General features: G+C 64.0%; 19 protein-coding genes. 8 read left to right on the top strand and 11 right to left on the bottom strand.

What is annotated here, in order from left to right:
* Positions 1 to 4: 4 nt before the first annotated feature.
* The 9 genes from IF10I1_RS21850 to IF10I1_RS21810 form a co-directional block, all read right to left on the bottom strand.
* On the bottom strand, positions 5 to 1,345 hold the full coding sequence (locus IF10I1_RS21850) for an LLM class flavin-dependent oxidoreductase (RefSeq protein ID WP_186392122.1): 1,341 nt from the start codon (positions 1,343 to 1,345) through the stop codon (positions 5 to 7).
* A gap of 13 nt (positions 1,346 to 1,358) precedes the next feature.
* A complete protein-coding gene (locus tag IF10I1_RS21845) occupies positions 1,359 to 2,357 on the bottom strand; it encodes an MsnO8 family LLM class oxidoreductase (RefSeq protein WP_122519323.1) in 999 nt (332 codons plus the stop codon).
* Positions 2,358 to 2,641: 284 nt separating this feature from the next.
* Positions 2,642 to 3,241, bottom strand: a complete 600-nt coding sequence (locus tag IF10I1_RS21840; RefSeq protein ID WP_186392121.1) for an alkylhydroperoxidase domain protein — start codon at positions 3,239 to 3,241, stop codon at positions 2,642 to 2,644.
* Positions 3,242 to 3,255: 14 nt separating this feature from the next.
* Complete coding sequence (locus IF10I1_RS21835) at positions 3,256 to 3,894, bottom strand: CMD domain protein (RefSeq protein ID WP_186415278.1); 639 nt, start codon at positions 3,892 to 3,894, stop codon at positions 3,256 to 3,258.
* Between the two features lie 27 nt (positions 3,895 to 3,921).
* On the bottom strand, positions 3,922 to 4,971 hold the full coding sequence (locus IF10I1_RS21830; RefSeq protein WP_186392119.1) for a putative FMN-dependent luciferase-like monooxygenase: 1,050 nt from the start codon (positions 4,969 to 4,971) through the stop codon (positions 3,922 to 3,924).
* On the bottom strand, positions 4,968 to 6,662 hold the full coding sequence (locus tag IF10I1_RS21825; RefSeq protein WP_186392118.1) for an ABC transporter ATP-binding protein: 1,695 nt from the start codon (positions 6,660 to 6,662) through the stop codon (positions 4,968 to 4,970). The genes IF10I1_RS21830 and IF10I1_RS21825 overlap by 4 nt, the downstream gene beginning before the upstream one ends.
* The gene (locus IF10I1_RS21820) at positions 6,659 to 7,504 is read right to left on the bottom strand and encodes an ABC transporter permease (protein ID WP_186392117.1); all 846 of its coding nucleotides are present in this window, start codon (positions 7,502 to 7,504) and stop codon (positions 6,659 to 6,661) included. Before IF10I1_RS21820 ends, IF10I1_RS21825 begins: the two co-directional genes overlap by 4 nt.
* Positions 7,501 to 8,454: an ABC transporter permease gene (locus IF10I1_RS21815; RefSeq protein WP_058897931.1), complete on the bottom strand. Its 954-nt coding sequence runs from the start codon at positions 8,452 to 8,454 to the stop codon at positions 7,501 to 7,503. The genes IF10I1_RS21820 and IF10I1_RS21815 overlap by 4 nt, the downstream gene beginning before the upstream one ends.
* Before the next feature lie 66 nt (positions 8,455 to 8,520).
* Positions 8,521 to 10,164 (bottom strand): TIGR04028 family ABC transporter substrate-binding protein, encoded by a 1,644-nt coding sequence (locus IF10I1_RS21810; protein ID WP_186392116.1) that lies wholly within the window; start codon positions 10,162 to 10,164, stop codon positions 8,521 to 8,523.
* A gap of 260 nt (positions 10,165 to 10,424) precedes the next feature.
* On the opposite strand from IF10I1_RS21810, the gene IF10I1_RS21805 reads away from it, so the two are divergent.
* The 3 genes from IF10I1_RS21805 (at position 10,425) to IF10I1_RS21795 (ending at position 13,427) form a co-directional block, all read left to right on the top strand.
* Positions 10,425 to 11,045 (top strand): NUDIX domain-containing protein, encoded by a 621-nt coding sequence (locus IF10I1_RS21805; RefSeq protein ID WP_186415277.1) that lies wholly within the window; start codon positions 10,425 to 10,427, stop codon positions 11,043 to 11,045.
* A 115-nt stretch (positions 11,046 to 11,160) separates the two neighbouring features.
* A complete protein-coding gene (locus IF10I1_RS21800) occupies positions 11,161 to 12,633 on the top strand; it encodes an aldehyde dehydrogenase family protein (protein WP_186392114.1) in 1,473 nt (490 codons plus the stop codon).
* A gap of 41 nt (positions 12,634 to 12,674) precedes the next feature.
* Complete coding sequence (locus tag IF10I1_RS21795) at positions 12,675 to 13,427, top strand: SDR family oxidoreductase (RefSeq protein WP_186392113.1); 753 nt, start codon at positions 12,675 to 12,677, stop codon at positions 13,425 to 13,427.
* A gap of 69 nt (positions 13,428 to 13,496) precedes the next feature.
* Here the strand turns inward: IF10I1_RS21795 and IF10I1_RS21790 are convergent, their stop codons facing one another.
* Positions 13,497 to 15,428, bottom strand: a complete 1,932-nt coding sequence (locus IF10I1_RS21790; protein ID WP_186415276.1) for an alpha/beta hydrolase domain-containing protein — start codon at positions 15,426 to 15,428, stop codon at positions 13,497 to 13,499.
* A 310-nt stretch (positions 15,429 to 15,738) separates the two neighbouring features.
* Between IF10I1_RS21790 and cysG the strand changes: the two genes are divergently transcribed.
* The 5 genes from cysG to IF10I1_RS21765 all read left to right on the top strand — a co-directional run bounded on the left by cysG (position 15,739) and on the right by IF10I1_RS21765 (position 20,667).
* Positions 15,739 to 17,205, top strand: coding sequence for a siroheme synthase CysG (gene cysG / locus IF10I1_RS21785; protein WP_186392111.1), 1,467 nt, complete (start codon positions 15,739 to 15,741; stop codon positions 17,203 to 17,205).
* A gap of 60 nt (positions 17,206 to 17,265) precedes the next feature.
* Entirely contained in the window at positions 17,266 to 17,556 is a 291-nt protein-coding gene (locus IF10I1_RS21780; RefSeq protein ID WP_050472113.1) for a DUF2849 domain-containing protein, read from the top strand.
* Positions 17,557 to 17,657: 101 nt separating this feature from the next.
* Positions 17,658 to 19,316 carry a nitrite/sulfite reductase gene (locus IF10I1_RS21775; RefSeq protein ID WP_186392110.1) on the top strand — a complete coding sequence of 553 codons (1,659 nt, stop codon included), beginning with the start codon at positions 17,658 to 17,660 and terminating at the stop codon, positions 19,314 to 19,316.
* Positions 19,303 to 20,049, top strand: coding sequence for a phosphoadenylyl-sulfate reductase (locus IF10I1_RS21770; protein WP_094462401.1), 747 nt, complete (start codon positions 19,303 to 19,305; stop codon positions 20,047 to 20,049). The genes IF10I1_RS21775 and IF10I1_RS21770 overlap by 14 nt, the downstream gene beginning before the upstream one ends.
* A 57-nt stretch (positions 20,050 to 20,106) precedes the next feature.
* Positions 20,107 to 20,667, top strand: coding sequence for a DUF934 domain-containing protein (locus IF10I1_RS21765; RefSeq protein WP_186392109.1), 561 nt, complete (start codon positions 20,107 to 20,109; stop codon positions 20,665 to 20,667).
* 184 nt (positions 20,668 to 20,851) lie between these two features.
* On the opposite strand, the gene IF10I1_RS21760 is transcribed toward IF10I1_RS21765, so the two are convergent.
* Entirely contained in the window at positions 20,852 to 23,578 is a 2,727-nt protein-coding gene (locus tag IF10I1_RS21760) for a bifunctional acetate--CoA ligase family protein/GNAT family N-acetyltransferase (RefSeq protein ID WP_186392108.1), read from the bottom strand.
* Positions 23,579 to 23,864 lie beyond the last annotated feature (286 nt).

The raw sequence follows: 23,864 nt of genomic DNA, 5'->3' as shown, positions 1-23,864 counted from the left end.
GGTCCTACTCGGCTGCTGTCCGGCTGGAGAGGCGCTCAGAGTGGCGGCTCTCCCTGAAGGGCAGCCCCAGATTTGCGCGCAGGGTTGTTCCGGTCAGTTCCCGCTGGAACCTGCCAAGCCTTTCCAGTTCCGGAATGACAAGCTCCACAAAGTCATCAAGTCCTTGTGCCTGCACCGGAAAGCCGAGGATGAAGCCGTCGGATGCTCCAGCATCGATCCAGCGGATGATCTCGCGGGCCACTTCCTCTCCAGTTCCGAGGAAGCCGGGGCGGGGCGTCGCGGCTGCCAGAGCGGCTTCACGAAGGGTCTGGTTCTTCTCCTTCGCATCGGCCTTGATCCGGTCGGTGGTGGAGCGGAAGCTGTTGCGCCCGATGTCACCAAGCTCCGGGAAGGGAGCGTCGGGATCGTACTGCCGGAAGTCGTGATGATCGAAGTAGCGGCCGAGATAGTCGAGCGCTTCTTCCAGCGACAGAAGGCCCCGGATGACCTCGTATTTTTCCAGAGCCTCTTCCCTGGTGCGGCCCACGATTGGTCCGATGCCGGGGAAAATCCTGACGCTAGACCGCTCCCGCCCGAATTTTTGTGCTGCGTCCTTCACCTTGTTCGTGAAATCGCGGGTCTCCTCAAGGGAAGGCGAGTGCGTGAAGACCGCATCGGCATAGCGGCCGGCAAGATCAATGCCGGCATCCGATGAGCCTGCCTGGAAGATCACAGGCTGTCCCTGCGCCGAGCGCTGGATGTTCAGCGGACCTTCCACCTTGAAGAAGGTGCCTTCGTGATTGAGCCTGCGGAACTTCTGCGGGTCAAAGAATGTCCCGCTTTCACGGTCCCTCGGGAAAGCGTCCTCGTCCCAGCTGTCCCAGAGGCCCTGAGCCACTTCGAGATACTCGCCGGCAATCTCGTAACGCAGGGCATGGTCAGGGTGTTCGGCTCGGCTGTAGTTCCGCGCAGAACCTTCAAGCGGCGACGTGACCACGTTCCAGCCAGCGCGCCCGCCCGAAATCAGGTCCAGCGAGGCAAACTGCCGGGCGACAGTATAGGGGTCGGAGTAAGACGTGGAGACGGTTCCGGCAAGGCCAATACGGCTGGTCACCGCCGCCAGGGCAGACAGAACGGTCAGCGGCTCGAACCGGTTGAGGAAATGCGGAATGGACTTTTCGTTGATGTAGAGCCCGTCGGCGACGAAGCCGAAGGCAATTCCGTTCGCTTCCGCCTTGCGGACAGTCTTGAGCAGGTAGTCGAAATTGACCGAAGCGTCAGGTGTCGATGAGGGATGCTTCCACGCATTCATGTGGCCGCCCGGCCCGTGGAGCATGATGCCGAAGGGAATGGATTTGCTGGTCATGGGTGTCTCCGTGTCAGGCTGCGGTGAGATGGCGGTGGGTCGCGAGAGCCTCGAGCGCCTCAAACCGGGCCCTGGCTCCTGTGGTTGGAAGATCAAGCACGAATTCATCGATGCCCTGGGTCCGGTGCAGCTCGTCCAGCCTGTCCAGAACCTGGGCCGGCGTTCCGGCAATCAGCTGGGGCGTCAGGGGCTGCAGGGTGTAATTGTCCTCTCCGGACTGGCGGGCATATTCGCGGGCGGCATCCTCGCTCGGCAGGTTGACGCTGTGGCCATCCGGGAGGGTCACCTTGAAGACACGCGCCTCCTGCGACAGGCGGGCCGCCTCTGATGCAGATCCGGCAATCACGACACTCACGGCCACGGAAAAGGTCCGGCCGCCAGCCCGTGCATGGGTGGACTTCACCTCGTTGAGAAGGCTGGCGTCACCGTTGTGGTGTCCGGAATAGCCGTAGTTCCAGCCAAGTTTGCCAGCAAGCCGGGCGCTTTCCGCGCTTGCACCCAGCAGGAACAGTTGAGGCAGGGCTGCAGCTGCCGGAAGCGCCTGAGCCCCTTCAAGCGGGTGGCCAAGCGGCAGCGTTCCCCGGATGAAATGGTCCAGCTCACGCAGCTTCTGCTCGAATGGCCGTTTTTCGGCTGCCAGCTCCCACTGAAGTGCCCTGCGGCCCGCAGGCATGCCGCCGGGAGCCCGGCCAATGCCAAGATCCACCCGGCCCGGTGCCAGATTTGCAAGAACGCCGAATGTCTCGGCTACCTTGTAGGGGCTGTAGTGCTGCAGCAGGACCCCGCCTGAACCAACCCGTATGCGTGACGTGATGGCCAGAACATGGGCGATCAGAACCTCGGGAGCGGAACCAGCCAGAGCGGGAACACCGTGGTGCTCCGCAAACCAGATCCGGTGATAGCCGAGCTGGTCCGCCAGGCGTGCGAGCGCCAGCGAGGTCTGGAGCGCCCTCGTGGCGTTGCCATCTTCGCCGGTGGGGGACTTGTCGAGGATACTCAGTCTGAATGTCATGGGGATGTCCACGGCGCTTCCGGAGGCAGGTGTCGTGCAGTTGCAGTCCGGAGTTGTATTTGTCTACTTTATTTGTAGACGATAAGCGCGAGGACAGCGGGCGTCCATTCCATATTCAGGGGCTGAAAGGGGAAGTCTGTTTGCTTTCAGAGAGGGCAGGGAGGCAAAAATCCTGACCTTGCCGCCCAGCAATTCGTCATCAGCGCAAGGGCGTGGGGCCGTTGTTTCGGACGGTTGAATGGCCGGCAGAGCGGACCTGCACCGCTGCCAGCCGTTCAGCTCGTTCAGTTTGCCGAAGCTTCGCCGAGGGAGAGCATGAGCCGGTTGGCCCAGTTGAAGAATGCGCTGGCGTAGATGAGGTCGGCGATTTCTTCTTCCTCGAAGCCAGCGTCCAGAAGCGCTTCGGCATTGTCTGCCGTGAAGGACGATGGGGTGAGCGTCAGAGCTGTGGCGGCTTCCACGACAGCGGTCCAGCGGGGATCCAGCCCCTCTGCCGAACCAGTTTCAAGGAAACGGTCGATATCGTCCGCCCGCTTGGAATAGGTTGCCGCAAAGCGGGCATGAACCGACGCGCAGTAGATGCAGCCATTGACCCGCGAGACTGCGGCTGCCGCCAGTTCCCTTGCATCACGCGCAAGTCCGCCGGACGTGTTGTAGAAAACATCCTTGTCGAGCCGGGTGCGGGCGCCGAGCACTTCCGGATCTCGTGCGAGCAGCATGAAGTAGGGCGAGCGTGACCGCGCACGATCCACGAGGCCTGTCCAGTGTTTCTCTGTCAGATGCTCCTCCTGCAGAGGCTCCAGCCAGGGGAGCCAGCCCAGTTCTTCACGGGTGAAGACAACCGGTTCGGTGTTGCCGGGATGGGTAAGAACAGTGTTTCCCATGATGATCCTGCCTTTCACTCTGCTGGAATGGACCGCTCAAGGCGGCGTTGACGGGCGGCTGCAAGCGCCTTGAACCCGGTGACGGCCCGGATCTGGAAGCTCAGGAAGGCAACGAGCTGTGACAGGATGACAATCCCGGTTTCCGTCCAGCCGGCATCAAGCAGGCGCTGCAGCGCTGATGGGCTTGCATCGCGGGGATGGAACACGAGCAGGTGGACGTGATGCAGGGCTGCGGTGAGGCGGGCGCCCAGGATGACAGCAGCCTCCGGCGGGATTTCCAGACCGTGCCCTTCCGTGTTCTCGCGGCTCAGCGGCCCTTGCGGATAGGCACCATAAGGTCCGGACGCGCGGCTTACGGCTGCGGTCGCCTTCACGGCACGGCGCAGGGGGCCATCGGTCGGGTCCGATCCTTCAAGGATCTCGCGGTAGTGAGATGCAATCGCAGGGGCGCCATGAAGCAGGGCTGTGAAGTAGGCGACGGCGTGCCGCTCGGCAAAGGAGACGTCGCCCGCGATTTCCGGCTCAACCAGCAATGTATAGGCCAGCTGTGCTTCCGCTTGGGCCACAGCGCGGTTCTGGCGGATGCGGCTGAGCGCAGAGCCCGGTTCGATGCCGGCAAGTTCGCCGATAATGTCTTCTGATGTGGTCGTCATCAGTGCCTCCGTTGTTTGTCAGTCTGTTCAGAAGGGCCGCAAGCCCGAGAAGATGCGCTCCTGGGCAAAGACGGGAGAGCGCCAGCCCAGTGCGGGGGCGGTGACTTCGGCCAGCAGTTCGATGGAGCGCAGGATCAGCTCATGCGGCGGGTCGATGGAATGGACCTGCATCGACACGTCCGTGGCCCGCTCGAGCGATGTGTCGCGGCTCAGGCTTTCGCTGACTTCGTCCGGGGTGCCCGTATGCGTGTCGAATGTTGCCAGCAGGTCTTCCAGCGAGTTGCCCCTCAGCGTATGTCCGGAAGCCTCGAACCGTTTGGCGACGCGGCGCAGGCCAGTTTCGGCATGGCGCAGGGCTTCTTTCCGGCTGTCTGCGATGAAGATGCTGCGGGAGGCCAGAATTCGGGGCTCCACGCCATCGGGAAGGGCTTCGAGATAGGCATCGATAATCGGGTTCTGAATGTCGTCCAGAGCCAGAAAGGGCCTGTCCTTCGGCCGGGGCTGCGTGCGCGAGAGCATCAGTCCGTCACCGGCGAGGCCTGCACGGCGTCCGCCTTCGACCGAGAAAGTGGCCTGCCAGACACGGTTGTTGAGCTGGGGTGAAGCCGGATAGAGGCGGCGGCCATCCGTGATTTCCTGCCCGTTCCAGGCATTGCGCAGCTTTGCGAGCTTGACGGCATGAACCTGCCCCCGTTCTTCGGGGGCGAGGCCAAAGGCAGTGAATGTGGCCGGTGTTCCGCCGGTGCCCAGGCCGATCTCCAGCCGCCCACCCGACAGAAGGTCCAGCACTGCTGTGTCTTCGGCAACGCGCAGCGGGTCTTCCACCGGCAGGGTGATGACGCCGGTGCCAAGGCGGATGGTTCTGGTGCGGGCTGCCACATGGGCCAGGAAAACGAGGGGGGAAGGCAGGCCGCCTTCATCCGGGTCGAAATGATGCTGGGCGATCCAGGCCGTGTCATAGCCATGCTGCTCTGCGGCCTCGATCTGCGCCAGCGCAAGCCTGTAACGCTCTCCCGCCGGAACATCATCGAGAAGCCGTGTGAAGAACCCGAGCCTTTTGGTGGTGAATGAAGTCATTTTGCGGTGCCTTCGATGGAGCGTGCAGTGAAAGGTGCCACCCGTTCTGCGCCAGACTTGCCAACTGCCGGGATGGCTTCGATGAGTTCGCGGGTGTAGGGCTGACGCGGGTTGGAGAAGACCTCGGCTACGGTGCCCTGCTCGACAATGCGTCCGGCCTGAAAGACGGACACGGTGTCTGAAATGGCCCGTACGACCGCCAGATCATGCGAGACGAAGAGGTAGGTGAGCCCCAGCCCGCGCTGGAGATTGCCTAGAAGCGTCAGAATGCGGGCCTGAACGGTGACGTCCAGTGCAGAGACAGCTTCATCGAGCACGAGAATGGAGGGGCGCAGGATGAGAGCTCTGGCAATCGCCACACGCTGCTGCTGCCCGCCGGAGAGAGCCGCAGGCCGCCTGTCGAGCAAGTGAGGTTGCAGCTGGACACGCTCGGCCAGTTCTTCCACCTGCCGGAGCCGTTCGGCGCGGGAAGGGCGTTCGAAGTTGAGGAGAGGCTCCTCGATGATCTGACGCACCGTTTGCCGGGGATCGAGCGACTGAAGGGGATTCTGATACACCAGCTGGATCTGGCGGCGGAAACGGCGCAGCTCTTCTGCCGCCAGCGAGCTGGTGGCGGTTCCGTTGATGCTGACCGTGCCGGCGTCCTGGCGCAGCAATCCGGCGATGATCCGGGCCGTGGTGGTTTTCCCCGAGCCGGATTCCCCCACGAGGGCATGGGTCGTTCCGCGGGCAACGGAAAAGCTGATGTCTTCCGCTGCTGCCACGGGTGAACCCTTTGCCGAAGCATAGATCTTCCGCAGGCCCGAAACCTCGATGACATTGCCGCTGCCCTCAGGAACCGGCTGGCGGACCACCGGGGCTGCAAGGGCGGGGGCATCTGCAAGCAGCTGCTGCGTGTAAGGCGAGCGGGGGGCATCGATGACCTGCCGCGCCGGACCGGAATCCTGAATTTCACCGGCCTGGAGCACCAGCATTCTGTCTGCTCTTTGGGCTGCCACTCCCAGGTCGTGGGTGATGAGGAGAACGGCGGTGCCTGTCTCGTGCCGCAGCGTGTCGATGAGGTCCAGAATGCGCTTCTGGACAGTTACATCCAGCGCGCTGGTCGGCTCGTCTGCGATGATAAGATCCGGTCTGAGGGCAATGGCCATGGCGATCAGAACACGCTGGCGCATACCGCCAGACAGCTCGTGCGGGTACTGGCTGAAACGCAGCTCAGGCTGGCGTATTCCGACCCGCTCCAGCAGACTGATCACCTCGGTCTTGACCGCCGCTGCGGCAAGATCCGTGTGGAGGTGGAACATTTCCGCGACCTGGGACCCTATGGTTCTGACCGGGTTGAGCGAACTGCCGGGATCCTGCGGAACAAGGCTGATCCGCGTGCCCCGCAGGGCCTGAAGCTGCCTTTGGCTGCGGCGGGTGATGTCGTCTCCGCCCAGGAGAATATGGCCACTTGTGATCCGGCCGCTCGCAGGCAAAAGGCCAATCAGCGCCTGGGCGATTGTCGACTTGCCGGAGCCTGACTCCCCCACAAGAGCGACGGTCTCGCCAGCCTTGATCGAGAAGGAGATGTTGTGAACGGCCTGTCTGGTGCCATAGGCGATGCCAAGCCCCTCGGTGCGCAGGACCTCCTTCGGAAAAAGAAGGGGAGCGTCCGGCGTGATGGGGGCATTGATCCGTGCTGCGAAAGTCATCCCCGCCTCCTTTGCAAGATGTGGCCGATGTTGTTCGAGGCAAGAACGACAAGGATGACCGCGGCGCCGGGGAAGAGGGTGAGCCACCAGGCGATCATCATGTAGTTGCGCCCTTCTGCGATCAGCAGGCCCCATTCGGGCGTGGGAGGCGGCGCGCCGTATCCCAGAAAGCCGAGCGTCGAGATCTGGAGGATGGCCCAGCCGAATTGCAGGGCAGCCAAAGCCAGCACCGATGTCAGGGCATTGGGCAGCACATGGCGCCACAGAACGGCAGGCGTGCGGGCGCCGCTGGCAAAGGCGGCTTCCACATAGTCTGCCCGCCAGACCGAGATCACGTCGGAGCGCATGAGACGCGCGAAGCTGGCGATTGCCGTAGCCCCCACCGCTATGGCTGCCTGCACGTGGCCAAAACCGAGGATGATGATGATGGCCAGCGACAGCAGGAGGGTCGGGACGGCAAGGAGCACGTCGATCATCCGCATCAGCAAGGCATCCACCCGGCTGCCGGACGTTCCGGCGATCAGCCCGATCAGAGATCCGGTCACGAGGCCTATCGATACGGCGACGAAGGCGCCCGAGAGGGAATAGCGCGTGCCATGGATGATGCGCGCCAGAAGATCGCGGCCGAGTTCGTCGGTGCCCAGAAGATGGGTCGCGGAGGGAGGCTGCAGCTGGTTGCCCTTGAGGCCTACGGTTCCGCTGTAGCTCGTGAAGAGGTCAGGCGCCACGGCCCAGGCAGCGGCGGTGATCAGGATTGCCAGCGATACAAGCAGCGTCAGCGGAAGGCGCTTGGCGGCCTCAGGGCCAACGGTGGCTGCAGGACTGATGCTGAAGCTTGTCATGGTGTCAGCCTCCGGGGCGCACGCGCCGTCTTCAGGCGTGGGTCGGCGAGCGGGTAGATGAGGTCCACCGCAAGGTTGATTGTCAGGAAGGCAAAGGCGGTGATGACGACGATGGCCTGCAGCACGGCTGTGTCCTGCAGCCGGACCGAACGCTCGGCCAGTCTGCCAAGTCCGTTCAGGCCGAATACGGTTTCCGTCACGACCGCACCTGCGACCAGCTCTCCGAACAGCAGGCCAGCGATGGTCAGTGTGGGAAGGATTGCGTTGCCGATTACATGCCGTCGCAGAATGTAGGCTTCACTTGCGCCCTTGGCCCTCGCCACTTTCACAAAGGGCCTGCGTGAAACTTCCTCGATGTTGCGCAGAAGGACCTGGGCGAGGGGGGCAGAGACAGGCACTGCAATGGCAAGAACGGGAAGCAGAAGCTTCTCAACCGGCCCCGGATTGATCACCGGAACCCAGCCGAGCTGGAACGAGAATATCTGGATGAGGACGATCCCCAGCCAGAAGACGGGGACGGAGACCAGAAACGATGGCAGGCTTTCAAGCAGGCTGCGCAGCCATTGAAACCGCGACAGGCTGGCAAGGCAGGCAATGGCGAGCGCCAGGATGACGGCGGCCACGAGGCTCAGTCCGGCAAGCTTGAGGGTGAAGGGAAGCGTGGTGGCGATCTCGGCGGCAACCGGTGTGCCGGATATCACCGAGTAGCCGAAGTTCCCGGTGAGGAAGCCCTTGAGGGTCGTGAGATATTGCTCCCACAGGGGCGCATCGGCGCCGTAGAGCACCCTCAGTTCCGCCAGCTGGTCCGGCGTCAGCCCAAAATCGCCCCCCAGAAAGCGGATCAGGACCGCATCACCGGGCAGAGCCTGCAGCAGGACAAAGGACAGGGTGAATGCCGCCCAGAGGACGAACAGGGAATGCCCTGAGCGGCGCGCTATGCTGGTCCACATGAAAGTGCTCCCAGTTGATCGGAACAAGCCGCCGCCTCAGGCTTTCCCGTGGCGGCGGCGCAGGCCTCAGCGGTCAAGCCAGGCGCTGTAGAACCAGGGGCGTCCAACGGCTTCGAACTGGATGCCCTTCACGTAAGGCGCGCTGCCGTAGACCTGCGGCTCCTCGAAGATCGGCACGGCATAGGCTTCGTCGACGACGTAGTTCTGGACATCGGCCACCAGTTGCAGGCGTTTTGCCGGATCGGTTTCGGCCGCAATGGCTTCGAGCAGGCCATTGAGCTTGTCGTCCCGGAAGCTTTCGACCTTGGTGCTGACGCCGCCGGTCTGAAGCAGGACATTGCGGTTTTCGTAATGGTAGTGGCTCTTGATCACGTCCGGATCGGCGCGGCCCACCATGCCCGGCGAGACGGGTGTCTTCTGCGGATCAAGGCTGTCCTGCACCCGGCTGCCGGCGTCTCCGGCCAGCACATTGAACTTCACCCCGGCTTCGCCCCACTGCTGGGCGATGAGCTGGAGGGTGGCCTTGTTCTGGGGCTGGGGCGGGGATTCATAGGCGGTCAGCTCCAGCAGCTTTCCGTCCTTCTCCCGCAGCCCGTTTGCGTTCAGCTTCCAGCCGGCTTCATCGAGCAGAGCGGCTGCCTTTGCCGGGTCGTAGGTCAGCTTGGCGCTGATATCGGTGAAGCCCTGGGCCGAGGAGGCAATGATGGAGCGCGCTGCGGGATAATTGTCCGAGAACAGCGTCTTGATGATGCCTTCACGGTCGGTGGCGTGCAGCAAGGCCTGCCGGACGCGCTTGTCTGCCACGAGCGGATTGTCTGGACGGAAGACAACCGAGTTGTTGACGCCGCGTGTCGCTGCAGCATGGATCTGGTATCCGCGGGCCGTCACTTGCGGCTCGTCATAGGCCTGGATCTGGCGGACGAAATCGGCCTGTCCCGACAGAAGCGCTCCAATGCGCACGCCATCTTCCGGCACGATGAGGTAGCGGATGCCATCCAGATGGGCGCGCCCCTGATGGGCGAGGTTCTTCGGACCCCAGTTGTAGTCCTCACGTGCCTTGAGCACCAGTTCCCGGCCGGTTTCCTGGCTGACGGCGACGAAGGGGCCGGAGCCGATGACGAGCGTTGCATCCCCCAGTTCGTCAAGGTTCCGGTCCAGCGTGGACAGGGACACCAGTCCCGAGCCGATCACCGAAGTTCCCTGCAGGAAACCGGCGCTGGGCTTCTTGAAGTGGAAGCGGACCGTCAGATCATCGATTACTTCGGCGCGGTCGAAGTTGTTGACCACTTCCGAAACCGGGAACTTGCGTTCGCTCTTGCCTTTGCCAAAAGCCTCGAAATTGGCTGCAACTGCGGCGGCATCAAGGGCAGTGCCGTCGGAGAATGTCACGCCCGGCCGCAGCTTGAAGGTGAACTGGGTGTAGTCCGGGTTGATTTCCCAGGATTCTGCGATCCAGGGCTCGATTTCGAGCGTTTCCGGATTCTGCCAGGTCAGCTTGTCGGTGATCTGGTTGAGAATGCCGCCATTGGGATAAAATCCGCCCGCCGGCGGGTAAAGCACCGTATGGGGCTGTTGCTCAAGGTAGACCAGCGTTCCGCCCTGCTTGGGCTGCTCACTTGCCGCAGCACTGCCCAGTGCCGTACCGATGAGTGCTGCCGCCAAGGAAGCCTTGAGAATTCCTGCATTTTTCGTGAGCTGGCTGATGACCATGCTGATATCTCCCAGAGACCGGTTTTCTGATCTCAAAGGATCGTCAGCTGGAGATAAAAGTCTATAGAATTTATAGATCATTTATATCTGCGGCGGCAGTTGATCTCTTTTCCTGAAGAGGGGGCCTGCAGGCGATTTGTTCTCCCACCCGGTGGGTGCTCCAGTGATTGCCGGGTCCTGCAAGTCATGCAGGCGGTTGCCTCATGAGCGTAGCCTGATAGGCTCCCCGTCCAGTCTCAATCGCTCCGTCAGGAAATCCCATGAACAGCGAAGATGATACCGCCCGCCGCAAGCGCATTTCCGTGCGCGCCCGCCGGATGGTCTATGAGGGCCGCTGCACGGTGGAGGAGATCACCGTGGATCAGGCCCGCAGCGATGGCGCGCAGCAGACCATCGTGCGCGAGGTGGTGCGCTATGGCCGCAATGTGGTGGCCATCCTGCCGGTGGACCGCAGGCGCAAGTGCCTGCTGCTTTGCCGACAGTTGCGGGTGCCCGTGATGGCCGATCAGGATGACCCCTTCCCCTGGGAGGTCTGTGCAGGCCGGCTCGAGGAGGGCGAGGACGTGCAGGACGGGGCAAGGCGCGAGCTGATGGAAGAGTTCGGCGTTGAGGCGCAGGGGCTGAAGCTCGCCTGTTCCAGCTATTCCAGCCCCGGCATTCTGGGCAGCCGGGTAGATCATTTTCTGTGCGACTATGCCGGGACTGAGCGCCATGGCGGCGGCGGTCTGGTCGAGGAGGGTGAGGATATCACCGTCCACGAGCTGACCTGTGCGCAGGCGGCTGCGCTTTGGCGGCAGGGTGCAATCCGCGATGCCAAGGCCTTGATCCTGTTGCAGCATCTGATGCTGATGGAGCCGGATCTCTTTTCTGGCGCGGATTGATTGCACCGGCGATTTTCATCCGTTAGCGTGCAAATCATGTAACAGCGCGGAGGGGAGAATGGCGGCACCGGGACAACGGCACCCGCCTTTCAGCTACGCGAGCAGGGAGGAAATCATGCCATTACGGACCATTGCGGCAGGGGATGTGCTGAAGCCGGCGGCGATCATCGATGGCGAGCGGGTGTTCACGCCGGACGGGCAGGTTTTCGAAAGCCTGTGCCCCTCGGATGGCAAGGTCATTGCCCTCATCCCGCGTTGTGATGCGGCGGAAGTAGGCCGTGCCGTGGCAGCCGCCCGCAAGGCCTTTGAAACCGGCCCCTGGCCGAAGCTGACGGCGGCAGACCGTGGCCGCCTGCTGATGAAGCTGTCGACACTGGTCACGGAGCACCATGACGAGCTTGCCGCGCTGGAAAGCCTTGATGCGGGCAAGCCGCTGAAGCAGGGCAAGGCGGATATCACCGCGCTGGCCCGCTACTTCGAATTCTATGGCGGAGCGGCAGACAAGGTGATGGGGGACACGATCCCCACCGCCGACGGCTTTCTGGCCATGACCCTGCGCGAGCCGCATGGCGTTGTCGGCGGCATCATTCCCTGGAACTATCCGGCACAGATCATGGGCCGTGTAGCCGGTGCGGTGCTGGCCATGGGCAACACGCTGGTGCTGAAACCGGCGGAAGACGCCTGCCTCAGCGTCCTGCGCGTCGCCGAACTGGCGCTGGAGACTGGGTTCCCGGCGGGTGTCTTCAACGTGGTGCCGGGGCTGGGCTCCGAGGCCGGGGCCGCGCTCTCCAACCATCCGGGGCTCGATTACCTTACCTTCACCGGTTCGCCGGAAGTGGGGGTGATGATCCAGACGGCAGCGGCCAAGAACCACATCGGCTGCACGCTGGAGCTGGGCGGCAAGTCGCCGCAGATCGTCTTTGACGATGCCGACCTCGGCGCGGCGCTGCCGGTCATCGTCAATGCCATCATCCAGAACTGCGGCCAGACCTGTTCGGCCGGCAGCCGCGTGCTGGTGCACAAGGGTATCTGGGATGCGGTGGTGGAGGGTCTGCGCGCCCGCATCCGCACCCTCGTGTCCGGCCCGCACAGCGCCGATCTCGACCTTGGGCCGCTGATCAATGCGGGCCAGCTGCGGCGCGTGCAGTCCTTTGTGGACCGGGCGCTGGCCGATGGCATTCCGCTGATTGCGGAAGGGGCGATTGCGCCGGATGCCTCCAGCGAAGGCCATTTCGTGCCTGCCCGCGTCTTTGGTCCGGTGCCCGTGGACCATGTGATTGCGCGTGAGGAAATCTTCGGCCCCGTTCTGTCGCTCATTCCCTTCCGCGATGAGGAAGAGGCGCTGCGCATTGCCAATGGCACCGAGTTTGGCCTCGTGGCAGGCGTGTGGACGCGGGATGCCCAGCGGGCGGTGCGGGTGGCCAAGGCCGTGCGCGCAGGGCAGGTCTTCGTCAATGCCTATGGCGCAGGCGGCGGCATCGAGCTGCCCTTCGGCGGCTTCAAGAAGTCCGGCCATGGCCGCGAGAAGGGCTTTGAGGCGCTCTACGATTTCTCGGCAACCAAGACACTGGTGCTGCGTCACGGCTGACGCGGACCTTTCAAAAAAGTCAGCAATTCAGGGAGGAATTCATGGCAGACCGGCTCAAGGGCAAGGTGGCAGTTATCACGGGCGCAGGCTCCGGCTTCGGTGAGGGCATGGCCAAGCTCTTTGCCAGCGAGGGGGCGAAGGTCATCGTTGCCGATCTCAACGGCGAAGCGGCAGCGCGTGTGGCCTCGGAGATCGGCGAAGCCGCCATTGCGGTGACGGCAGACGTGACGGTGCGGGCCGATGTGGAGGCGGTGGTGACGGCTGCCACCGGGCATTTCGGGCGCCTCGATATCCTCGTCAACAACGCCGGCTATTCCCACCGCAACGGCTCCATGCTGGGCGTCGATGAAGACACCTTCGACCGCATCTTCGATGTGAACGCCAAGGCGATCTATCTGGCGGCGCTTGCCGTTGTGCCGGTGATGGAAGCGCAGGGCGGCGGTGTCATCATCAACACGGCCTCCACCGCAGGCCTGCGGCCGCGTCCGGGCCTCACCTGGTACAATGCGTCGAAGGGCTGGGCCATCACGGCCACCAAGTCCATGGCGGTGGAACTGGCCCCGGCGAAGATCCGCGTCAACGCGCTGTGCCCGGTAGCAGGCGAGACCGGCATGCTGCATCTCTTCATGGGCGAAGACACGCCGGAAAAGCGCGCCCAGTTCCGCGCCTCCATCCCGCTCGGCCGCCTCTCCACCCCGCAGGACATCGCCAACGCGGCTCTGTGGCTCGCCTCTGACGACGCCGAGTTCATCACCGGCGTCGCCCTCGAAGTCGACGGCGGCCGCTGCATCTGAGGATACAGGCCTTCAAAAAGGAACCGGCGGCCAGACGGCCGCCGGTTCTGTTTTCAGAAGTGCCACCATTCAGTTCCAGACAGCGCTCGCGTCTGTTCTGGCGCTTTCGAGTACGTAATCCGTATCTTCCGGCAGCATGAGGCCTTCGGCGATCAGATCTTCGGCAGCTGCTTTCACGGCATCCAGATAGGCCTGCTGGTCCTTGTAGCGTGCCTCGATTGGATCGCGGCTGTCATTGGCATCGGCCTTTGCCGGGAAAGGCTGGTAGCTTCCGGCCAGGCTGCACAGCTGACCTTCGGCAAAGTCCTTTGCGCGCAGGTTCCAGCCCATATAGGTGCCGAGCGGGGCAGCAATGACGGGCAAGCGGATGCCACCCAGAGGAATGCCGTCCTTGTCAACTGGCGGGACATATTCGGCATAGGCAGCGCCCCGAGCCGGTGGCTGCACGGAATGGTCCATCACCCGAAGCGTGTTGAACTTCGGCTGGGCTGCCGTACCGCCAATGACCGGCAGCTTCAGATCTTCCACCTTGACCAGAGTTTCCTCTGAGAATGTGGGATAGCGGCTTGCAGGCGGCGCTTTGTCTTCCGCCACCCAGTCCTCCATCGCGGCATAAAGCGCCCGCATGACCGGCGCCGCACTCAGCGGGTTCGTGGGGTGGATGCAGGTCTGGCTCATTTCCGGCTTGAGGCCCCAGCCGTTGAAATGGGGCACACCGGCGAGGAAATAGAGCCTGACATTGTCAGGCATCGTCAGCGTCTCCCCTTCGGGCGAAGCTGACACCAGATAGGCCCGTCCCTGCCAGAACTCCGTCGAAGTGTCCGTGTGCATGATCTTCGGACAGGTATTGCTTGCGGTACAGGCACTCAGAATGCTTTCCCGTCTGTTTGTCAGTGGATCGGTCGTAAGGGCATAGGTGAAGGGAAACTGGTCGCCCGGATAATCATGGTCCTCATGCTGGCGGGAGTAACGGCCGGGCTGGGCAAAGCGGTAGTTGGTGTAGCTCTTGCGGGAGCCTGCGATATGCGCCATCGCCCCGTCGAAGACTTGCTGCCCGCCTTCATCCGCGTTGAAGCCCTGATAGATGAAGTCGCGGAGGAAGCGGCCGGACTGCGAAATGCCCATGCCGACCGTATATTTGATGCCGTTGAGCGGGTTCTCTGCGTCATGGCCGTCATTGCCGCGCAGGAAGGAGACCACATCCCGGGTGGCGGCAAGCGCAAGGCCTGCGGGCACGGCGCCCTCGGCCGGATAAACGAAATCATAGATCGCCCCAGAATCGAGTCCGGCAGGGCGGGTGATCTCGATCTCGGTGTTGCTGACATATTTGAAGGTGAGACCCTCCGGCGCGGCAGGCGCGGCATCCGGCGTTGCGCGAACGGTCAGAGTTGCTTTCGAAGGATCGAGATCGGCCGCCGGATAGGTGAGGGGGATTTTTCCCGTCTCGCCGGGTTTGTCGAAGATCATCTGCTCACGGGACATGCCCGTGACGCCTGGCAGCTTCGGCAGGGTGATGTTGATGCCTGCCTCCGGCGCGTCAAACTGCCAGCCGCTCCAGACCACCGTGCTGCCCCGGTTCATGAGAAAGCCGTCTCCGGCATCTTCGGCCTTGGCGGGCACGCCAGTTCCTGCCGAACGGTTGAGCAGCGTGAAACTCAGGTTCCGCCCCCGGTTGGGCACTTCATAGAACAGGACAGGTGATTGCTTGGCCGCATCGGCCGGGCGCAGAATGAAGACCTCGGTGGTGAATTCCACTTCCCCCCTGGCATTTCGGGGCGCCTTGTCCAGATCGGCAATTCCGGCATTGGCCGGTGCATCCGGGTCAACCGCGATGGTGGCGATGGCGTCGATCCGCTCATAGGTGCCCGTATCTGCGAAAGCAGCGCCCTCGAAGGCAGGGCTGGCCGACTGGATCTGGAACCCGGTCACGCGGGCGTCTGCGGTGCCCGGCAGCACTGTTGCCGCCAGGAGAACCGCTGGCAGAGCATGTTTTCCTCTCATGATTTTTCCTCCCATGCCGCTTGAGACTGTCAAGCGTGCATGATCGTGAGGCATTTTTGCGCACAGAGTCAATAATCTTGCATACAAGACTCCGGCGCAGGCGTTGGAACTGAGCCTGAGACGCCCGGACAGGGGGGGCGGGCGGTGGCGCCGGGCGGCCTGTTCCGGAGGAGGGGAAGCGATCTTGTTCGTGGAACCTGCGAACTGAGGATTCTTTTTCTCCCCCTTTTCAAGCTTTGAAAAACGATGCCCGGCATAATCGCCCTGCAACCGTTATTGTGCGTGTCATCATTGATGCAGGAGTGCCTTCATGTCCGGTACCGGGTCAGCATCCGGCGGCGAGCCCCGCGAGAACAAGCGCCACCGGCGCCTTGACGTGTTCCCGGCCTTTCACAAGGTCGCGGACCGGCGCGTTGTCGTGGTTGGTCATGGCGGCGAGGCGGCGGCCAAGGTGCGGCTGCTGGGCGAGACCAATGCGCTGATCGAGGTCGTTTCCGCCCACATCGAGCCGGAACTGGCCGAGGTGATGGAGACGGTGGGGGCCACCCATGTGGCGGAAGATTTCCGCCCGCGCCATCTCAATGGCGCTGCGCTGGTGTTTTCCGCTCGCGAGGACGAGGCGCTGGACCGGGCCGTGGTGCAGGCGGCGCGCATTCTCGGCGTGCCGGCCAATGCGGTGGACAAGCCGGAACTTTGCGATTTTTACACGGGTGCTCTCGTCAACCGTGCGCCGATTGCCGTTGCCATCACCTCCACCGGCGTCGGCCCGGTGCTGGCGCGCCACATCCGCGCCCGCATTGAAGGCATGCTGCCTCGTGCCACGGGCGACCTTGCCCGCCTTGCCGAAAGCCTGCGCGACACGGCAGCGAAGGTGCTGACCGATGGCGCGCTGCGCCGCCGCTTCTGGGCGCGGTTCTTTTCCGGTTCCGTTGCCACCAATCTCTACGCCGGGCGTGCCGATGCCGCCCGCGCCGAGGCACAGCGCCTGCTCAACAGCGCCACGGATGACCGCGGCTTTGTCTGGCTTGTTGGAGCGGGCCCCGGTGCCGAGGATCTTCTGACCCTGCGCGCCCAGCGGCTGCTGCAGGAAGCGGATGTGATCGTGCATGACGCGCTGGTGCCGGACCCGGTGATTGCCATGGGCCGGCGCGATGCGCAGCGCATTTCCGTCGGCAAGCGCAAGGGTGCCCATTCGGTGCCGCAGGGCGAAATCAACAAGGTGCTGGTGCAACTGGCCGAAGCCGGGCACAAGGTGGTGCGTCTGAAAGCTGGCGATCCGCTGGTGTTCGGCCGTGCGGGTGAGGAAATGGCAGCGCTGCGCGAGGCCGGGATCGGCTTCGAGGTGGTGCCGGGCGTGACGGCAGCCTTTGCGGCAGCGGCCTCTGCTCAGATTCCGCTGACCCTGCGCGGTGTTGCATCCACGCTGGTGTTTGCGACAGGACACAATGCCGAGAGTGAAACTCTGCCAGACTGGGCCAATCTTGCCCTGCGCGGCTCCACCGTTGCGGTCTATATGGGGCGCAGCGTGGCGGCCGCCGTCTCCGTGCGGTTGATGGCGGCAGGGCTGAAGCCCACGACGCCGGTGGCGATCATCGAGAACGCCGCCCATCCGGACGAGCGCCAGTTCGCCGGTGTGCTGGCCGACCTGCCGCAGCTGGCCGGGCGCAAGGATGTGAATGGCGCCGTGCTGATGGTAATCGGCGAGGCTGTGGGCCATGGCGTGATGGAAAAGGCCGAGCCGATTGCGGCGGCGGCACGAGAGGTCAAGGCGGCCTGACGCGGGCCTGCCGGAATTTTGCAGGCAGCGGGCCCTCCCGCGCCTGATGAGGAGAGAGGCATGAAGGTGATCACCGCCAACCGTCTGATCGACGGCGAGGTCGTGTTTCAGGGCGAAAACGGCGCCTGGGTCGAGCTGATCGGCGAGGCGCGTCTGCTCGAGGGCAAGGACGCGGTGGCCGAGGCGCTGGCACTGGCGGCAAAGTCGGTCGCTGCCCGCGAGATCGTCGACCCTTACGACATCGAGATCAAGGACGAGGACGGCAAGCGGGTGCCGGAGCGCCTGCGCGAGAAGATCCGCGCCGCCGGCCCCACCACCCATCCCGCCCTCGGCAAGCAGGCCCGTGCCTGAGTAGAACGGCCTGACTAGAGTTAAGGGGCCGGTGCACCGGCATCCGCCCCGCCAGATGACAGATTTTCGGCGCAGCCCGGCTGCCGCCCTGGAGACGCAACATGTACCGCTACGATGAATTTGATCAGGCTTTCGTCAAGGAGCGCACCGCACAGTTTGCCGATCAGGTGCGCCGCCGTCTGTCCGGTGAGCTGACCGAGGACGAGTTCAAACCGCTGCGCCTGATGAACGGGCTGTATCTGCAGCTTCACGCCTACATGCTGCGCGTCGCCATTCCCTACGGCACGCTCAACAGCCGCCAGATGCGCCGGCTGGCACACATCGCCCGCACCTATGACAAGGGCTATGGCCACTTCACCACGCGCCAGAACATCCAGTTCAACTGGCCGAGCCTGAAGGACACACCGCGCATTCTGGAAGAGCTGGCGGAAGTGGAGATGCACGCCATCCAGACCTCCGGCAACTGCATCCGCAATGTCACGGCCGATCATTTCGCCGGTGCTGCTGCCGACGAGATTGCCGATCCGCGCCCTTATGCGGAGATCCTGCGCCAGTGGTCCTCGCTCCATCCGGAGTTCTCGTTCCTGCCGCGAAAGTTCAAGGTGGCCATCACCGGCGCCCCGCATGACCGCGCGGCGGTGCAGGTGCATGACATCGGCCTGCAGCTGACCCGCAACGATAAGGGTGAGACCGGCTTCACCGTCTTCGTCGGCGGCGGGCTGGGCCGCACGCCGATGATCGGCCGCAAGGTCCGCGACTTCCTGCCCGAAGAGGATCTGCTGGCCTATTCGGAAGCGATCCTGCGCGTCTACAATCTCTATGGCCGCCGCGACAACAAGTACAAGGCGCGCATCAAGATCCTCGTGCACGAGACCGGCCTTGAAGAGCTGAAGGCCGATATCGAGGCCGAGTTCGAGAAGATCCGCTATGGCGTGCTGCGCCTGCCCGATGAGGAAGTGCGGCGCATCGAAACCTACTTTGCGCCTCCGGCCCTGGAGCCGCGCAATGCGGTCAGCGCCAAGGTGGAAGCCCGCGTGGCGGGCGATGCTGCCTTCGCACGCTTTGTTGCGCACAATCTCAACCCGCACCGGGTGCCGGGCTACACCAGCATCACCATCTCCATGAAGCCGATTGGCGGCATTCCGGGTGATGCGACGGACGCGCAGATGGATGTGGTGGCGAACCTTGCCGAGGCCTATGCCTTTGACGAGATCCGCATCAGCCACGAGCAGAACGTCATCCTGCCGCATGTGGCGCTGGATGATCTGCCGGAAATCTTCGACGTGCTGGTGAAGAACGGTCTGGCCGAAGGCAATGCCGGGCTCATCACCGACATCATCGCCTGCCCGGGCATGGATTATTGCGCGCTGGCGACGGCCCGCTCCATCCCGGTGGCGCAGCGCATTTCCGAGCGCTTCGGCGCGCCGGAGCGGCAGAGCGAGATTGGCGAGCTGAAGATCAAGATCTCCGGCTGCATCAACGCCTGCGGCCACCACCATGTGGGCCACATCGGCATTCTCGGCCTCGAAAAGAAGGGCGAGGAGTTCTACCAGATCACGCTCGGCGGTTCGGCCAGCGAGAGCTCGTCCATCGGCGAGATCATCGGCCGCGGCTTTTCCTCGGAAGAGGTGGTCGATGCCATCGAGACGCTGGTGGATGCCTATCTCGGCCTGCGCCAGTCGCCGCAGGAGACCTTCCTGGAGGTCTACCGCCGCGTTGGCGAAGATCCGTTCAAGGAGGCCCTCTATGGCACTGACTGAGTTGAGCGGCCTCGCCTTCGATCCGGAGTTGGGGCTTGGCGCGGAAGCGCTGGCCTTTGCCCGGCAGTATGAAGGCGAGAGCCCGCAGACGGTCCTGCGCGATGCCATCCGCAATCACTATGCGGGGCGCATTGCGCTCGTCTCCAGCTTCGGGGCGGATTCGGCTGTGCTGTTGCACATGGTGTCGGAGATCGATCCGTCAGCGCCGGTGATCTTCGTCGACACGGGCAAGCATTTCCCGCAGACCCTGCGTTACCGCGACCTGCTGGTGGACCGGCTTGGCCTCACCGGCGTGCTTGATGTCCGTCCGGATCCCGAGGCATTGTCGGCGGCAGATCCCGGCGGCATGCTGTGGATGGTGGATACGGATGCCTGCTGCCATGCCCGCAAGGTCGTGCCGCTGGCCACCGCGCTGAAGGGCTTTGATGCCTGGATTTCCGGCCGCAAGCGCTTCCAGAGCAGCACCCGTGCCGCGCTGCCGGTGTTCGAGGTGGAAGAGGGCCGGGTGAAGGTCAATCCGCTGGCCAGCTGGACGGCTTCGGATATTCTGGCCTATGCCAAGGAACATGATCTGCCGCCGCATCCGCTGGTGGCCGAGGGTTACCCTTCCATCGGCTGCCTGCCCTGCACCAGCAAGGTGGCGCCGGGCGAGGACCCGCGCTCGGGCCGCTGGCGCGGCATGGACAAGACCGAATGCGGCATTCACCTGTCTCTCGGCTCCTCCGGCCTGTAAGGCTTGATGAGGCTGCCGGAACCGGATGCCTGATGAATTTTGCGAAGGACGCAATTGATGACCTCGATCTACGCCAACGGCGGCTTCACGCAGGAAAGCTGGGAACGCCTCGACAAGGACGCCGGGCTGTCGGCCCATCCCTTTGCGGAGGGCGTGAAGCTGCTGGTGCCGCAGGCGCGCTTTCTGGCCGGTCCCGATGCCTTTCTGGCGCTGGCCGGTGATATCGCCGTTCTGGTGAGCCCGGGTGATGACGTTGAGGCGCTGGCGCCCTTCGCCGCGCGCCTGCCGCGCATTGCCGTGGAGTTCCCCAAGTTCAGCGATGGCCGGGGCTTTTCCTCCGCCCGCATTCTGCGCGAGCAGATGGGATACGAGGGCGACATCCGCGCCATCGGCGACTTCATCCTCGACCAGATCCCCCTGATGCTCCGCTGCGGCGTCTCCAGCTTCGAGATCACCAAGCCGCATGTGGAAGCCGCGCTCAAGGCAGGCATCTGGCCGGAAGTGACCCACTACCTGCAGCCGGTCGGCACCGTCACCGAAATCCCCGCAGGCACCCGCCCCTGGGCCCGCCGCCCCAACAGCGAGCGCAAGCTCACCACGGGCGCCGTGGTGGAGTGAGGGCTTTCAGTCCCGCATCCCAACTTCTCCGATGTCATCCCGGACGCGCCTCGCGCGATCCGGGACCGGTGAGCCGGGGTGCAGAATGTTTGAATGGATCACCTCCAGAGAGACCTTGGCTCACCGGTCCCGGATCTCCGCTCCGCTGCGTCCGGGATGACCAGATTGAGGTTTTCCCGTTCCCTCACCCCGGCCTATCCATCGTCGCAGCTGCCGATTTGACGGAGAGGGTGACGAGGGCGATGGCGGGGTCGTCGGGGGAGGTGGACATGGTGAAGCCGAGGTCTTCGCACATGGTCAGCATGCTGGTGTTTTCCTTCAGCACCTCGCCCTTGATGGTGTCGATGCCATCCACCTCCGCATAGCGGATGATCAGCTTCATCAGCGCCCAGCCAAGTCCCCGGCCCTTCAGGTCCGAGCGCACCATCACCGCATATTCGCCGGTCTTGTGGTCCGGGTCCGCATGCAGGCGCACGACGCCGAGAAGATCGCCCGTCTCCGGATCAATCGCCGCCAGCGCCATGGCACGGGCATAGTCGAGCTGGGTCAGCCGCGACAGGAAGCGGTGGTCGAAGTCCTTCACCGGTGCAAAGAAGCGCAGGCGCAGGTCTTCCGGCGACACCTGTTCGAAGAAGGCGCGGAACAGATCCTCGTCTTCCGGGCGGACGGGGCGGACGAAAACCTTCTCGCCCTCTCTAAGCGTCAGCGTCTGTTCCCACTCCTGCGGATAGGGCGCGATGGCAAGGCGGGAAGAGCCTGTGCGTCCGGCCTTCACCGGCGCTTCACCCACCACGATGCGCGCATCCAGCGCCAGCACGCCCTGCGGCAGGGCCACCAGCGGATTGATGTCCAGCTCCCGCACCTGCGGCAGGTCGATGGTGATCTGCGACAGCTTCATCAGGGTGAGCGCAACGGCCTGCATGTCCCGCTCAGGATGCCCGCGGAACGCCTGGAACAGGCGCGATACGCGGGTGCGGCGGATGAGCTGGTTGGCAAGATTGAGATCCAGCGGCGGCAGTTCCAGCGACACATCGCCGGAGACTTCCACGGACGTTCCGCCCTGTCCGAAGGCGATCACCGGCCCGAAGGAAGGATCATCGCCAAGCCCTGCAAACAGCTCCAGCCCATGCTTGGCCTCCAGCATCGGCTGCAGGGTGAAGCCTTCGATCCGTGCCTTGGGATGGGTGCGGGCGACCAGATCAATCAGTTCCTGTGCCGATTGCGCCGCGGCATCAGCGCTTTCGATGCCAAGGCGCACGCCGTCAATATCGGACTTGAAGGGCAGGGCAGTGGACCAGGCCTTGACCACGCAGGCGGGGTAGCGCTCCAGCAGGCTGCCCGCCATCTGCCGCACCTGATCGATGGTGCGGGCGAGATGGGTTTCGATCATTGGCACCCGGTAGGCAAAGAGCAGGGCGGCCGTTTCCGCCGGGTCCAGCATGCTGCGTCCTTCCTTCAGGGCGGCGGTGACAATGGCGCGGGCGTCCTCCACATCGGGCGAGAAGTCGGACGGCAGGCTCGGCGGGGCGGCCATCAGGGCTTCCTGTGCCTCCGCGCTGCGCTTCAGGTAAAGGATGCTGCGCACGGCTTCCGCCGGACTGCCATAAACCGGCACCCGGGCGAAATCGAGCGCCGCACGCGGCAGCGGATCTTCGCCCACCATGGCGGCGACAACGGCCTTGCGGCGGCCAAGGCGGCGCTTGTCCTTGTCAGCGGCATTGGCAATGGCGCGGGCCACATCCTCCCCCGGCACAAAGGGATTGGGCGCCGCCAGAACCAGAACGCCGTCCACCGCCGTGCTTGCCAGCATGGCGGTGACCGCCTGTTCCACGGCCTCGGGCGCGGCGCCTTCGGGCAGGGTCAGCGGGTTGCCGGGCTGGGTGCCCGGACGGATCAGCGGCTGAAGGCTGGCCAGGGTTTCGCCGTCCAGTTCGGCCAGTTCCGCCCGCCCGTCCTGCAGCTTGTCAGCGGCAAGAGTCGCAAGGCTGCGGCCATTGGCGATGACGCCGAGCCTCTGGCATTTCGGCACCTTCAAACGGGTCAGGGTCTCGACCGCTTCGAACAACTCGTCAAGGTCGGCAATGCGCAGGATGCCGGCGCGGCGCAGGGCGCTTTCATAAACCGCATCGGCGCGCGTCAGCCGCCCCGCATGGGTGTTGCCGCTGGCCACCGCATCGCGGCTGCGCCCCGAGCGGATGAGGATGATCGGCTTGCTGCGCGCCGCAGCCCTTGCGGCAGAGAGAAACTTGCGCGGATTGGACACCGCTTCCACATGCAGCAGGATGGCGCGGGTGCGGTAGTCGGAGGCGAAATAGTCGATCAGGTCGCCGCCATCCACGTCGCTGCGCTGGCCGAGCGAGGCAACCCCGGAAAACCCGATCTTACGGGACGAGGCCCAGGACAGGATGCTGTTGACCACGGCACCGGAGCGGGCGATCAGCGCCAGGTCCCCGGCCTGCGGCGCCTCGCGGGTGGCCAGAAGATTGAGCCCGGAGTGAGGGGCGGCAACGCCGAGGCTGCCGGGACCGATGAGGCGTACCGCATGGCTGCGGGCTGCCTGCATGGCGGCGGAAACCGTTGCGTCGGGCCAGGATTCATAGCCTGCCGACTGCAGCGCCACGGCCTTTATCCCGCGTGCCGCCGCTTCGGCGATCGTGGCCGGGGCTGCTTCTGCCGGTCCGAGATAGATCAGCAGGTCCGGCGTGAATGTCAGGTCTGCAATGCTGGCAAACATGGGCCAGCTGTCGGCCTCATCCGGGGCTTCCAGATTGATCAGCGCGGTGCGGCCCCGGAAGCCTGAGGCCTGCAAGCGGCTGATGATCAGGCCGGGCAATCCGGCGGCCTGGGCATTGGGCCCGTGGATGGCAAGACTGCCGGGTGCGAAGAGGCCTTCCAGATTACGGATGGTCATGGTCTGAACACTCCGGCAGGACGTGTGATCGGGCTGCGCGGCCGAAGGGTGCCGGGTGCGGCCTCAACAGTCAACAGTGCCAGTCGCAGGCACAGCCTTTCAGTTCCCTCTCCCCCTCGTGGGACAGTGTTTACATCGGGCGCTCGGAAGAGGACCGGACCTTCGTTTTGCCGCAGCGCCCCTCTCCCCCCTTGAGGGGGAGATGTCAGCGCAAGCTGACAGAGGGGGGTGACAGCGCCTCAGTACGGCAGAACTTCTCTCACAAGCGGACAGTCCGTTACCCCCC

The organism is Pannonibacter sp. I15F10I1, assembly GCF_900185665.1.
Taxonomy (GTDB): Bacteria; Pseudomonadota; Alphaproteobacteria; order Rhizobiales; family Stappiaceae; genus Pannonibacter; species Pannonibacter indicus.
The sequence above is the reverse complement of the archived record's forward strand: the minus strand, read 5'-3'. Positions and strand labels throughout refer to the sequence as shown.